At 49.4% G+C, this 13,967-nt stretch carries 13 protein-coding genes; all 13 read left to right on the top strand.

From position 1 onward, the window contains the following. The first annotated feature begins 3 nt into the window (after positions 1 to 3). The 13 genes from ACFQ0N_RS20210 (at position 4) to ACFQ0N_RS20150 (ending at position 13,921) form a co-directional block, all read left to right on the top strand. Complete coding sequence (locus ACFQ0N_RS20210) at positions 4 to 432, top strand: chemotaxis protein CheW (RefSeq protein ID WP_379329496.1); 429 nt, start codon at positions 4 to 6, stop codon at positions 430 to 432. Positions 433 to 450: 18 nt separating this feature from the next. Continuing rightward, entirely contained in the window at positions 451 to 2,427 is a 1,977-nt protein-coding gene (locus ACFQ0N_RS20205) for a chemotaxis protein CheA (RefSeq protein ID WP_379329494.1), read from the top strand. Positions 2,428 to 2,647: 220 nt separating this feature from the next. After that, the gene (locus ACFQ0N_RS20200) at positions 2,648 to 3,661 is read left to right on the top strand and encodes a PD-(D/E)XK nuclease family transposase (RefSeq protein ID WP_379329492.1); all 1,014 of its coding nucleotides are present in this window, start codon (positions 2,648 to 2,650) and stop codon (positions 3,659 to 3,661) included. Between the two features lie 87 nt (positions 3,662 to 3,748). Beyond that, positions 3,749 to 4,156: a hypothetical protein gene (locus tag ACFQ0N_RS20195; RefSeq protein WP_379329490.1), complete on the top strand. Its 408-nt coding sequence runs from the start codon at positions 3,749 to 3,751 to the stop codon at positions 4,154 to 4,156. Between the two features lie 313 nt (positions 4,157 to 4,469). After that, positions 4,470 to 5,591 (top strand): response regulator transcription factor, encoded by a 1,122-nt coding sequence (locus ACFQ0N_RS20190; protein WP_379329487.1) that lies wholly within the window; start codon positions 4,470 to 4,472, stop codon positions 5,589 to 5,591. Positions 5,592 to 5,630: 39 nt separating this feature from the next. Continuing rightward, positions 5,631 to 6,725: a beta-galactosidase BglB gene (bglB, locus tag ACFQ0N_RS20185; RefSeq protein ID WP_379329485.1), complete on the top strand. Its 1,095-nt coding sequence runs from the start codon at positions 5,631 to 5,633 to the stop codon at positions 6,723 to 6,725. Positions 6,726 to 6,782: 57 nt separating this feature from the next. Further along, positions 6,783 to 7,754, top strand: coding sequence for an ABC transporter permease (locus ACFQ0N_RS20180; RefSeq protein WP_379329483.1), 972 nt, complete (start codon positions 6,783 to 6,785; stop codon positions 7,752 to 7,754). Positions 7,755 to 7,783: 29 nt separating this feature from the next. Beyond that, the gene (locus ACFQ0N_RS20175; protein ID WP_379329481.1) at positions 7,784 to 8,701 is read left to right on the top strand and encodes a carbohydrate ABC transporter permease; all 918 of its coding nucleotides are present in this window, start codon (positions 7,784 to 7,786) and stop codon (positions 8,699 to 8,701) included. Between the two features lie 86 nt (positions 8,702 to 8,787). Then, positions 8,788 to 10,503: an extracellular solute-binding protein gene (locus tag ACFQ0N_RS20170; protein WP_379329479.1), complete on the top strand. Its 1,716-nt coding sequence runs from the start codon at positions 8,788 to 8,790 to the stop codon at positions 10,501 to 10,503. 124 nt (positions 10,504 to 10,627) lie between these two features. Further along, a complete protein-coding gene (locus ACFQ0N_RS20165) occupies positions 10,628 to 11,002 on the top strand; it encodes a GntR family transcriptional regulator (protein ID WP_379329477.1) in 375 nt (124 codons plus the stop codon). Between the two features lie 42 nt (positions 11,003 to 11,044). Next, complete coding sequence (locus tag ACFQ0N_RS20160) at positions 11,045 to 11,815, top strand: hypothetical protein (RefSeq protein WP_379329475.1); 771 nt, start codon at positions 11,045 to 11,047, stop codon at positions 11,813 to 11,815. A gap of 35 nt (positions 11,816 to 11,850) precedes the next feature. Beyond that, positions 11,851 to 13,185 (top strand): hypothetical protein, encoded by a 1,335-nt coding sequence (locus ACFQ0N_RS20155; protein ID WP_379329473.1) that lies wholly within the window; start codon positions 11,851 to 11,853, stop codon positions 13,183 to 13,185. A gap of 16 nt (positions 13,186 to 13,201) precedes the next feature. Further along, complete coding sequence (locus ACFQ0N_RS20150) at positions 13,202 to 13,921, top strand: ATP-binding cassette domain-containing protein (protein ID WP_379329471.1); 720 nt, start codon at positions 13,202 to 13,204, stop codon at positions 13,919 to 13,921. Positions 13,922 to 13,967 lie beyond the last annotated feature (46 nt).

Below are 13,967 nucleotides of genomic sequence, written 5' to 3'. Positions count from 1 at the left end.
TCTATGGGGACATTACAGCAGGAGCAGTACATAGAAATGACGGTTGGCGAAGAATTGTATGCGGTCAGAATCGAAGAAATTCATGAAATTATAAAAATGCAGACCGTTACGGAAATCCCTCATTGCAAATCATATGTGAAGGGCGTCATTAACTTAAGAGGAAAGGTTGTTCCTGTTATCAGCTTTCGCCACATGTTTGGCCTGCCTGAGCAGCCGGACACGAAGGCGACGCGTATCGTCGTGGTGAAGCATCGGGAAGAGTCCGTCGGAATTATCGTCGATCAGGTGAATAAAGTGACGACCTTTCCGGATATTCAACCGCCGCCCGATCATGTTGGAGGCGTGAGCGGAGCGAATTTCACCGGGATCGGACTTCACGGACAAAAGCTGGTCGGGATTTTGAAGCTGGATGAAGTGCTGCTTCGCGACTAAGGGAGAGGCGGTTGCTTAATGGAAGATCTATCAGCCTACCGGGGAGCCTTTATCGAAGAATTGGTGGATCAGCTAGAGCGTATGGAGCAGGATTTGCTTCATTTGGAGAGGGATGCTTCGGAAGAAACGATTCAATCGATTTTTCGTTCGGCTCATACGATCAAAGGCTCTTCGGCTGTTATGGGATTTGATGAGATGAAAGGTTTGACGCATGAGGTCGAGCATTTGCTGGACATGGTAAGAAGCAACAAGCTGGAGGTAGGCTCGCCGCTGATCAACTTATTGTTCCAAGCATTGGATATGCTGAAAACATTGCGGGACGAATATATGAACAGCGCGCCCTATTCGGATATTTCCAATTTGCTGCATGAGCTGCAATATTATAAAAAAACGGCGAAGATGCCGGTGGCTATGAAAAGCTTGCCGGAGCCGTCTCTGGAGCAATCGCTGCGGTTAAAAGAAGCGGTGGAGACGGGGCTGCAGCTGATGAAGCTGCAGCTGAGGCTAAGCGACGACTGTTTGATGAAAGCCGCCCGTTTTCAATTAATCGTTCAAGAACTGGAAGCAAAATATGGCGTCATTATTATATCCGATCCGCCTGTCAGCTTTGAGCTGCGGGACGATGAAACGTACGCCGAACCGGTCTTTTTAATGAGCACTTCCCTCGAAATGAACGAGGTGCAGGAGCAAGCCGCACTTCTCACAGATGTCAAGAGCGCCCGCGCCGAGGCTTATAAGCCGCCCGTACAGGCTCCTGCGCGCAGTTCAAGCGAGAAAGGCTCAGCCGAAAAGCTGAAGCAAGGGCCGCAAACGATACGGGTCAGCGTGGAGCGTTTGGAGCATCTGATGAATCTGGTCGGTGAGCTGATTATCGACCAGACCTCGCTTGTGCAGTTGAAGCAGTCGGCCTCCCGGCATGACGTTCACGAGGAATTTCTCGAAAAACTGAGCGATATTGCCGATCATATGTCAACGATTGTGGATGAGCTGCAGGAAAGCGTGATGAAAGCGCGCATGCTGCCGATCGAGCATTTGTTCAACCGTTTCCCGCGGATGGTAAGAGATCTTTCGCAAAAGCTGAACAAAGAGATCGAGCTGGTGCTTGAGGGAATGGAGACAGAGCTTGACCGGACGATTATTGAAGAAGTCAGCGATCCGCTCATTCACTTGATCCGCAATGCGGTCGATCATGGCATTGAGCCGGCAGAGGTGCGGATCAGTCAAGGGAAAAGAGCGGCAGGCCGCGTCCGGTTAAATTCGTACCATGAGGATAATCAGGTTGTCATTACGGTCGAGGATGACGGGGCGGGAATTATACCCGATAAGATCAAGGCATCGGCCTTGCGCAAAGGAATCATTACAGAGGGCGAAGCGGAACGGCTGTCCGATACGAGCGCGATCTATTTAATTTTCCGGCCCGGTTTTTCCACTGCCGGAACGGTGAGCGAAGTATCCGGACGGGGCGTAGGCATGGATATTGTACGCAACCAGATCGAGGGGCTTAACGGGATGATCGACATCCAATCCTCTCCGGGCAAGGGCACCTGCTTTACAGTGCGCATTCCGTTGACGCTGGCCATTATTACCGGATTAATGGTCAAGGTAAGCGGCCGCGATTTTGTGATACCGATGAATAATGTCATTGAGATTGTGCGCGTTCCGGTTGAAGAAGTTCAGACCGTACATGGAGAGTCAGTTATTGTTATACGGGATAAGGTCATTCCGCTTGTCTGGCTGCACGATGTACTGCAATATGCCAGGGGGGATGGCGCTGGCAGGTTCATCCCGATCGTAGTCGTAGGCTCGGCGGAGAAGCGGCTGGCCTTGGCCGTAGACGAACTGCTGGGCAATCAGGAAATCGTCATCAAAACATTAGGCGCTTTCCTCGGAAAAACTCCTTTTATCGCGGGGGCTACCATTCTCGGCAGCGGGCGGGTCGCACTTATTTTGGAAATTGCCTACTTGATGCAGAAAATGAAAAAAGCTGCAATGTAAAGAAAATGAAGATCATGGAAACGGACAGCTTCTGCTTAAGCAGGGGCTGTTTGGTTTTTAAGAGAGTCGGTAAAGTCGTATTGCTTCGCTTTGTTATGAAGCATAATCCGTTTTGAATGTCAACAAGAATTTGTACTGCCCAATTAATCCCCATATATGGATAATCTTTGTTACAATTAGTTAACAATGTTTCGTTCTACAATAGAAGGGGATGAAAGCTATGCCGCACGAAGTGAATCGTACATCTGCCATACCGCCTTATATCGATTTGCGGGCGGAGTTTGCATTTCGATCGTTATTTGGTCAATTGGATTGCGAAAAGGTACTCGTTGGTTTTCTGAATGCATTGCTTGGATCGGGCGGAAGGGATATGGATAAAGCCGACCGTTCCGGGGCAATTACGAAGGTTATAATGTTGAATAGCGATATGGGACAGCCGTCTATGCATGAGCCGGGCCCGTTGCTGGAGGTGATGGCTGAGACAGAGGACGGCAAATTTGTGCAAATCGAGCTGCTGCTTGCCTTTGATCCTGACTTGGCCAGGCGCCGGCTTCATAATTGGAGCTTCAGGTATACGACACAAATCTTAAGGGGGCAGCTTGGCTCCGGATTGAAGCGAACGGTTCCGATTTTAATCACTTTTGCCGATTTGCTGCCAAGCATGAGGCGCTATCATAGTACGTTTGGGTTTTATGACCGTTCGGTGCAGGATGCGATGCCGGATCAGGTGGAAATTCATGTCTTCGAATTGGCGAAATTGCTGAAGCGGGCAGCAGCAGGTGAACTGGAGCGGTGGCTGGAACCGGAGTGCCGGTGGCTGCTGCTGCTCGGAGTCGTCCAGGGAGGGGCGGTGCAGACTGACCTATTGCAGCAATTGCGAGAGAACGCGGTGAGCAGAGAGGATGAGCTGCTCGATGCTTTTGAGCGGTGGGAGGATTTAAGCCGTGATCCGCAGATGTGGGAACAATATGAGCGTTGGCACGAGGCGATGATGGAGAATGCAGTCTACAAAGCTGAGGTAGAAAGTGTGCGGCGGGCGCAGGCGGCAAGCATGCCGGAAACGGAGAGTGGGCTCATCACCGCAACCCTGCAAAACGCCGAGCAGTGGCAAGCTGAGAACAAGCTGTTGAAGGAGCGGCTGCTGGCAACGGGGCACAAGCTGCTGGCAAGTGGCGTGATGTTGGATGAGGTTGTGGAGCTGACCGGAATCCCGGCTGAACGACTGAGCCGTTAGGGGGCGTACCTGAGCGAGCAGGTTGTGAAATAGAGAACCGCCAGGGGGGAGCAGACTGACCTGTTAAAAGAACTGGAGGAGATCGCGATGGAAAAGGATCCGGATTTGCTGAAAGCTTTCGAGCAATGGGAGAACATGAGCCGGGATCCGAAAGTGTGGGTAAAGTATTGGCACAAAGCGATGATGGATGACGCTGCATACAAGGCAGAAATGGAGAAGCTTCTGGCTGCAACAGCTGACCTGCAAACACAGAAGGTTACTCTGGAGAGAGAAATTACTGTACTAGAAACGCGAAAGGTTACTCTTGAGAAAGAAAACACTGCACTTGAGAAAGAAAAATCTGTGCTCGAGAAAGAAAAGTCAGTCCTTGAGAAAGACAAGGCTGCTATGGAAGACGGACTGCTTGAGTTAGGCCGCAAGCTGCTCACTGGTGGCATGGATATAGATGCAGTATTGGAGCTGATGGGACTGTCTGCGGAACAATTAAAAAAATGATTGGAGTATAGCGCCTCTCTTTGCATCCCTCGGTTTGGAACAACAAGGGCAAAGAGAGGTTGTTTTAGTTTTTTTTCTAAATATTGTTGCTTTTGTAATAAGGTCAGATTAATCAACTCTCGATTTAAAACAAAGTAGTCGAGACAAACTCAATCCCCAACGTGCTTGGCGAACATCGCAAAGGACAGAAAAATATACGCTTGAAAGCAAATAAACTAATAAATAAACAAAATATTAATATTTGAAGCGCTTACAACAATAGGTAGGATATAAGTATACAATCATTAGCCCACAAAAGAAGGCGGGAGGGCAGATGAAAAGAAAAGTAGTCGTGATCGATGATAAGTCAGCAGTCCGCAATATGATTGTCCGTACGTTGGATTGGGAGAAGCTGAATTGCGAGGTGGCGGGTCAGGCGAATAACGGCTCAGAGGGGCAGCGGATGATTACACATATTTCCCCAGATATTCTCATTACAGATATCCGTTTGCCCGGTCGAAACGGTTTTGAGCTGGCCGACTGGATGAAGAATCATCTCCCACGCGCGAAAACTATTCTTACGGCGGATTATCGCAATTTTGAATATGCACGGCAAGCGATCAGTCTTAAAGTGCATGCCTATGTGATCAAGCCGCTTCAAAAGGAAGAGCTGTATCAAGCTGTTCATAGCGCCATTAAAGAGCTGCAGCCATGCGAGAACCATGCAAGCCCGGAGGAATCATCCAAACCCGCGTGTGCAGTGAACGCACAAGCCGTATCCCCCCACGTGCAACTGGATGGCAATGGCCCCATCATGCAGGATTTGGAACGTTTTTCCCTTATTCTGGATTGTTCATCGGAAATGGATCTGCAGCAAAACCTCTCCAGCTTTTTGACCCGTCTTTATGAATACAGCAATGGATTTCCAGCCGTATGGCGGGGAATGGTCGGCAAGGCGGCGATTGCCGTTGTCGAGCATTATTACAAATCGACCCGTGATGAGTATGGATTAGGCCGTTCGATTTATCAGCTGCTTTGCGAGATCGATCAACTGAACGATTTGGAGGAAGCGGGAATATTTTTGACTCGGCTGATCAGCGATATGCAGCAAAAGCTGGCTAGTGACGGCAGGTCATACAGCCCGATCGTGAAGCAAATTATTGATTATATTAATGGGCAGTACAATCGCAATATTAATCTTGCTTCAGTCGCCGATTATTTTGGCGTTAGTCAGAGCTATGTCAGCCGTACGATTTACGCAGCGACAGGGGTGCATTTTACAGATTTGGTGTCGCGTACAAGGATCGAGGTAGCAAAGCAGCTGCTCAAAAATGCGAAATATAAGGTCAATGAAGTGGGAGATATGGTTGGGTTCTCGAATTATTCTTACTTTTATCAGGTGTTTAAGCGAGTAGAAGGGATTTCACCAAAGGAATTTAAAAACCAACAGGTATGAGCATAGGCCATCACTAGCGCATGGAAGGAGTCAAATGGAATGGCTAACGCCCAACTCGAAAAAAATGACATTGAACAATTGATCGAAAAAATTGTAGCGCGGATGAAGCACTTGGATATTGCGATAGAGGAGGATACGCCTGCCAGCATTATTTCGATGGATATTTGGGATTGGTCACAGGGGGTAGGATTATTCTCGCTCTATCAATACTACACGGAAAGCGGGCGCGAGGACATTCTCTCCTATATCGAAGAATGGTTTGAGAAGCAGTTTGCAAGGGGATTGCCGGGAAAAAATGTGAATACGATGTGTCCGCTGCTGACGCTCAGCTACCTTTATGAATTGAAAAATAATGCAGAATATTTGGCCATTTGCGAGGAATGGGCCAGCTATGCAGCGGCTGAAATGCCAAGAACTCCAGAATTTGGGATTACACATGTGACGGTTGATAATGACAACACAGGCGAACTGTGGTCGGATACGCTTTATATGACGGTTCTATTTTTAGGACGTATGGGCGTGCTGCTGCAGCGGGACGATTACGTGCAGGAGAGCATCCGGCAGCTGCTCGTTCATCTGAAATACTTGACTGATAAAGAAACAGGCTTGTTCTATCATGGGTGGACATTTCTGGAGCAGCACAATTTTGCCGGCGCCCTCTGGGGACGGGGCAACGCGTGGTACTTGGCGGGGCTGGTCGATTATTTGGATATCGTCAAATTGCCGTTAGGTGTAGAGATGTTCCTGCTTTCATCCTTGGAGCGTCAGGTGCAGAAGCTGTCGGTGCTGCAGGCGGAGAGCGGAATGTGGAACACGCTGCTGGACGACCCGAGCTCCTATGAGGAAACGTCGGCGACGGCAGGGATTGGATACGGGATTTTAAAGGCCGTACGCAAAGGCTACTTGAGCGAGGATTATGCCGAGGTAGGGTTAAAGGCGCTTCATGCCGTAATGGGGAAAATCGATGAGACGGGTGCGGTGCATGGCGTATCGTACGGAACGCGGATGGGGAGGACGCTGGAATTTTATAAAAATATTCCGCAATGCCCTATGCCGTACGGGCAATCGATGGCCTTATTGTTTCTAGTAGAAAGCTTGCATCTATTTCCTGCCAGTACAGTTGTCACCAGCTAGGCAGTGACCGGTTAAACGGCAATATCGCTTGCATCTTTACAAGAAAGTAGTGGTGAAATGGAAGCATACCCAGTGACGACAGTGCCGGATGAGGCGCCCGCTTCAGCCCCGGCTCCGAAGCGTAAACGTCCTTTGTGGCGCGAGCTGCGCAAAAACTACGACCTTTATTTATACCTTGTCCCCGGATTTTTTTACTTTGTCATTTTTTGCTACATTCCGATGTTTGGCATCATCATTGCCTTCAAACAGTACAATATTTTTCAAGGCATCTTGGAAAGTCCCTGGAACGGGCTGGAAAACTTTTATGAAGCTTTTCGGATGCCGGCTTTTTCCAACATGATAAAAAATACGTTAGTGCTCAATATTCTCGGCTTGCTGATCGGGTTTCCGGCTCCCATTATTTTGGCGATCATGCTGAACGAGTTGCGGGCTAAAGTGTTCAAGCGCATTAGTCAGTCGCTGTTATATTTGCCGCACTTTATGTCCTGGATCGTGCTTGGCGGCATTGTGTATCAAATTTTATCGCCGAAATATGGCATTGTGAATGAGATCTTGCAATGGTTTGGCCTGCCTAGTGTTTATTTTATGATCGATAAAGGCTGGTGGATTGCTGTTTATGTGTTATCCGGCATCTGGCAGGGAGCAGGCTGGGGCACCATTTTGTATTTAGCTACGATGACGACGATTGATCCGGCATTGTATGAGGCTGCCGTTATTGACGGCGCAGGCCGCTGGAAGCGGATCAAGCATATTACGATTCCCGGCATCATGCCGACGATGGCGGTGTTGCTCATTTTTGCGATTGGCGGCATGGTGTCGATCGGCTTTGAGCATCCGTTCGCGCTGGCAAACCCGGTCGTTAATGATGTGTCTACTGTGCTAAGTATTGGGATTTACGAGCTTGGCATTATGCGGGGCGCTTATTCGATTACGACAGCGATCGGTCTGGCCCAATCTCTCGTAAACTTGGTCCTGCTGCTTAGTGCGAACTACGCCGTGAGGAAGATGGGGCATGACGGTCTCTGGTAAGCGATACGAAATGATCAGGAGGAAGCGCAATGCAGGGAAAACAATTGAAAAAGTCTTCAGGCCGTTTGTTCGGAATGATGTCCGGCTGGGACATTGCCTTTCATATAACGAACTATACCTTAATCGCCCTGTTTACATTCGTCTGCTTATTCCCATTTCTGAACGCTGTGGCGAATGCATTCAGCAGCAATGAAGCGATCCAGATGGGGAAAGTCGTGCTGTGGCCGGTCGGCTTTCAATGGGATGCGGCTATAGCGGTAATCAATGATGCGGCCATTATTCGCTCGTTATGGGTTACGGTCTATATTACTGTCGTCGGAACCGCGCTAAATATGTTGTTTACGATTATGACCGCCTATCCGTTGTCGCGGACCGATCTGTGGGGACGCAAATATTTTATGAATTTTATGATTATTACGATGCTGTTTAGCGGCGGGATGGTGCCGGGATACCTGCTGGTAAGAGAGCTGGGCTTGATCAACTCTCTATGGGCGCTGATGCTGCCGGGCTTGATTAGCGCCTTTAATGTCATCATTATGAAGACGTTTTTTCAAAATATTCCGTCCGAGCTGCGGGATGCAGCAATTATTGACGGCTGCGGCAATACGCGCTACGTGCTGAAGATTGCGCTGCCGCTGTCAACGGCTTCGCTAGCTACATTAAGCTTGTTTTATGCAGTTGGACATTGGAACACCTATATGTCGGCGATTCTCTACTTGAATGATCCGGCGCTCTACACGCTGCAGGTGAAGCTGCGCAACATTTTGCTGCTGTCCCAAATGGATACTTCACTCGAGACGATGCAGTTCACCCATAAATTAAATGTCGTTGAGGAATCGTTGAAATCGGCGGTTATCGTTTTCGCAACGCTGCCCATTCTGCTCGTTTACCCGTTTTTGCAGCGTTATTTTGTCAAAGGCGCGCTGCTTGGGTCGGTTAAAGGTTAGTCTTCACTTAGGCAAGCAGGAAAAGCGCAAATAAAGATAGGGTCGCTTTGCGCCGGACCAATTTATATAAGAGGAGATGAAAGGGAATGCGAGTATTGCGTTCAGGGCTTATGGGGGTAATAGCGGTCATACTGGTGACGTCCTTGTTCCTTGCTGCTTGTTCCAGCTCCAATAGCGGCGATGGCCAGAAGCCGCCGGCAGACACAAACAACGGAAAGAAGAAGGAAGAGGGCGCGCCGCCCAAAGAAGAGGACAAAACAGAGCCGGCAGAAATAACGAAAATTCGCGTTACTTTATGGGATCGGGGCATTACACCGCCTGATGCTGCCCCGATGAAGGACAATGTCATCTTGAAATACATTAATGAACAAATGGCGCCATTAGGTGTAGAAGTAGAGTTCGCGCAAATTCCCCGGGCGGAGGAGTCCGAGAAGCTGCAAGTTTGGATGGCATCAGGTGACGCGCCTGACATTATCCTCACCTACGATATTGGTATTATGAACCGGTTTGCCGAGCAAGGCGGCCTGCGCGAGCTTGACGATCTGCTTGACAAGTTTGGCCCGGACATCAAAAAGAATAATGCTATAGCATTAGAGCAGGCTGGTACGTATAAAGGAGTCCGCTATGCCATTCCGGCTCTGCGCGGTAATCCGTATACCGGATCGAATATGTCCATTCGCAAAGACTGGCTGGATAAATTAAACATGAAAGTGCCGACTACGCTTGATGAGCTGACAGAGGTTTTGCGAGCTTTTAAAGAAAAGGATCCGGGCGGTATAGGAAAAAATAATGTTGTACCGTTCGGCTTGCCGGCATTGACCGGTTCGGGGCAGTCTGCTTTCCTGTATGGAACGATGGCGGGAATGGGCATTTATTCTCAAGGGCCGTTCACAGAATCCAACTACTGGCAGGCGGGCAATTATGTCGATGGCAAGTTTACACCGTCTGTCCTCATGCCTGAGGGCAAGGAATATTTCCGTTGGATGAATCAGCTGTTCAAGGAAGGATTAATTTCGCCAGAGTTTGCTACGGATGCGAATTCGCAACGGTTTAAACAGGATTTCAGCAATGGCTACATCGGGTTCTTCGATGCGAACAATCCGCCGGCTGCGCAAAATCTCGAAGCGCGCAAAGGAGCGCCGCAAGTAACGTACGTAACGGTTGATCCATTCATTGATCAGCATGGCAAGCAGTTTTTCAACAAGGTTGCCGATTACGGCATGATGATTATGATTCCGAAGTTCACATCGGACAAAAAAGCGGAAGCGGCTATAAAATATTTGAACTGGATGGTACAGCCAGATGTGCTGATAACATTGAACAGAGGCATTGAAGGACTGCATTGGGAGAATAAGGATGGCGTCGCTTCCTTGCTGGATAAGGATGTAAGAGCGAAGGATTTGTGGATTTTGGGCTATGGTGATCTGGAAATTATGCAGCAAGGGCTGAAGGTGACGGAAGATCTTGAAAAAATTAAACAGGAAAATGCATCGCATCCTGATCTGCAGACACCTGAGAAGCTGCAAGAACATGCAGAATTGACAGTGGCCTTCTATGACATGGTCCGGAAATACGGCAAGGTAGGGCCGACCTTCACTGTGCCGCGCCCGGTCAATGATCGGCTTGGCGCTAATCTTGGCAAATTCCTCGGTGAGGCTGTATCGAAAGTGATCATTGCCGATGACTTCGAAAAAGCATATGATCAGCTTCTTTCCGGCTGGAAGGGCAATGGCGGCGATGAGTGGCTCGAAGAGGCGAATAAGGTGCTGCAGGAAATGGGCTATACACCGGCAAGCTTTTAAGCAAGTCAGCATAGGCAGGTTGGAGGAGTTAGCGACTCCTCGCCTGCCTATTTTTTTATTTCTTATTGACAAGAATATTGTATTAGTCACATAATACAGTTGTGGATCGGAAGGTGACGGAGCAGTGTTGAATTTTCAAGAATTGCGGCTGAATACGAGAGACCCTGTCTATATACAGATTGTCCAGTTTGTGAAGCGTCAGATCTTATTAAAGATCGTGAGGTCGGGCGACAGGATGCCATCTCGCAGGGAGATTGCCGCACAGCTGAACATTAACCCGAATACCGCCCAGAAAGCATTCAAGCTCATGGAGGATGAAGGGTTTGTGCATACGGCAGGCACGCAGGGCAGTGCCGTATATGTAGATGAGGCCATTCTGGCACGGATCGAGGAAGAGCTGACCCGCGAGATGGTGACAGCCTTTATCCATTCTGCGAAGGATGTCAATCTGTCATTCAAAAGAGTAGTCGATCTGATCAGTGAGCTTTGGGATCAGTAGTAGTCGAATGTACTAAGGGGATCATACAATGGAGGCGGGGCTATGAAGCGGTTATATCAATTATTGCAGGTTGAGTTCTCATCCTGGGCACTGGCGGTGCTGCTGCTGTCCTGCGGCGTAATCATGACACCGTGCCTATTTGTTTATACGGCGCTGCGGGATTATAACGAATTTACGATTCATCAGCGGTTTGAGGATTTATTTCTTTCCGCCGGCGGGAGTGCAGTTTTTATTTTGTATTTGCTGGTGCTGCTCTTATTTTTCGCTAAAACGGTCTACGGCGATTATTGGGGGAGCAAAGGCGTGTATACCTTACTTACGCTGCCAATCAAGCGGATGTATGTGTATACCAGTAAGTTGATTGCACTATGCATCAGTATGCTGGTGCTGATTGCTGCCCAACTGCTGGGTATTGCCCTCAGCTATTCCGTCTATGCCTCGAAAGTAGCCAGCTACGGCGATGGACGATTCGTTACAGAGAACGGATTGTTTCTGGCGTTTGTCCGCTCCAGATTTTTCCGTTTGCTTCTGCCGCCGACCTGGCCGGAGTGGCTGTTTTCACTCACATTGCTGGTGGTATTAGCGAGCGGCTGTTATTATGTTGTGCTCTGTGAGCGTGCCAAGCGTTTCTGGGCGATCGTGCCTTTTATTGCCGCGATCTGGCTGATGATCCGCGCTATTAATGCGCGTTTGGATATTCCTTATGGCGATTCGCTTGCTGCGCAGTATTGGCATGTAAGCTTGCTGCTGGGCTGTACGGTGTGGTTTATCGGCTATGGCATAAGATTAGTGAAGCGCGGAGCTATTGTGTAAATGCAGGCGCACAGCGTTAAAGGAGGAGGGAAAGCATGCGGACGGGATGGAGGAAGCTGCTGCCGGCGGCTGCGGCCTTGGCGGCGGTACTTACAATTAGCATTATGAGCTGGCAGGTATATGGAGCGAAGGAACAGGGGCGGTTCGAGTTGAAGGATGTAAGCGGAGACCGTGCGGCCTTGAACGATGTCATTATACGGGGATTAGTTGGGGACAGCTATTACCGGACTGTTTTTCAGATCGAGCGGGGGGAAGTGACGACGGCAAGTGAAATTTATGCCCGGCCTTCCCTTTTAGCTGGAAGCAGTATTATTCCCGGCGGAGAAAAACGGATCGGTTCGCGCTATTATTCGATCTTCGGACATGGCAGCTTTGAAGTTCGTTACAATGAGAGGAAGCAGGGAATGATTACAGGCTCCGGCAAGCTGGATGTTATGTTCCCGGAGCTTATTTATCCTGAAGGTGAAGGAGAGGGCAGCCTGTCATCCGGTTCGCCGACTGCATCAGGCGGCGGTCAGGCGGATGCCACGGAATTTCATGCCACCTATACCAATGGGCTGGAGTACGGGCTGGCAGAAATCGGAGATAAACTGTATTTCACCGTACCGACGACAAAGGAGTACAAGGGTGAAAATAGCATCTACGCCCTTTCATTCGATGGAGGGGCGAGCAAGCGTCTGGTGGCGATTGATTTGTCCGGGGGACAAACCGAGGTGCTGGGGCTCGAGGCTGTCGGCAATCGGCTGGTGCTTATTCGTACAGAAGGAACACAATTGCTCGTAAGCGCTTATGATCCTGCCAGCGGCAAGCGTGTAGGGGAAGCGGCGGTGCCGGATTTCTTAGCGGGCCGTGATGCGGATAGCAGGACGGATGCTGGGACGAAGGGCGGCAATCATTCTGAAAACTATGAAGCCTTCGCAGATGACGAGCGGATGACGCTGGAACTCAGCTTTCGTCGCAGCGGCGATGACAATGTGAAGAACGGTCATGTGCCAAGGACAATCATTAGCCTGGATCTTAGCGATGGCGTGCAGCTGGACGGCGATTTGCGGGTCACTTTCCGGGATGGGGAGCAAAGCCCGACATTTGACTCTTCTTATATGACGCATAAGGATGACCGGCTGTATATTGTGCGTATCGTGCGGAGTGTCGAAAATGACGAAAGATCTTATGATCTCACCTGGCCACGGCATTTCTGGATTGATGTTTACCAGGCGGGAAAGTCCGTGTATCGCGGCGAGCTGCTGACGGATGTAAATGATGATTTAATCGGAGCCATTAATTATGAAATGACGCACAGCGGCTTTACCTATGATGAACGGGTCATTCGCACCTTTCGGGAATTGAGCATCAAGCTGCGCAACAATTAAAGAGGAGGGGTCGGCGATGATAGAACTGCAATATGTAGAAAAGCGTTATCGCCCTGCTAATCGGGTGGCGCTGTATATCGATCATTTAACGATTCCGACAGGCGAGATCGTAGGTGTGCTGGGCAGCAACGGCAGCGGCAAGACGACTTTGCTGAAGGCGATAATGGGCATCGGCGAATTGTCTAACGGTACAGTGCTGATCGATGGGCGTGCGGTGGGCGAGCAGTATGAGCGGCTGGCGTTTATGACCGAAGAGGGCAGCTACTGGCCAAGTATGACAGCAGAGGAATACTGCAAATTTTTAGCGGATTTTTTCCCGCGATTTAATACAGAGCGTTACGAACGCTTGCTGCGCTTTTGGTCGCTTCCCTCCAAACGTAAAATAAGGAGCTTCTCAAGAGGCGAAAAAGCAAAGCTGGAGCTTTGTGCCGGCTATGCCAAATGTGCCGATTATATGCTGCTGGATGAGCCGTTTTTGGGCAAGGATAAATTTGCTCGCCTTGATTTTTTGAAATTGCTTGTCGGCAGTATGGAGGGGAAGGAAACCATTTTGCTGTCTACCCATATCATCGATGAGATCGACAATGTGATCGATCGGGCGATTATTTTGCATGAAGGCCGTCTTAAGGACGATATTTATATTGATGATCTGCGCAGCCAAGGGAAGGACTTGACAGAGCTTATGGCGCAAGCAATCGGTTACAATGCGGGCGGGTATAGACAAGTGCTTGATTAAAGGCGTAATATAGAGGGCATCGCACAGCTTTATAAGGAGTTGCCCG

The organism is Paenibacillus sp. GCM10027626 (genome assembly GCF_042676285.1).
In the GTDB taxonomy this organism is placed as follows: Bacteria; Bacillota; Bacilli; order Paenibacillales; family Paenibacillaceae; genus Paenibacillus_Z.
The sequence above is the reverse complement of the archived record's forward strand: the minus strand, read 5'-3'. Positions and strand labels throughout refer to the sequence as shown.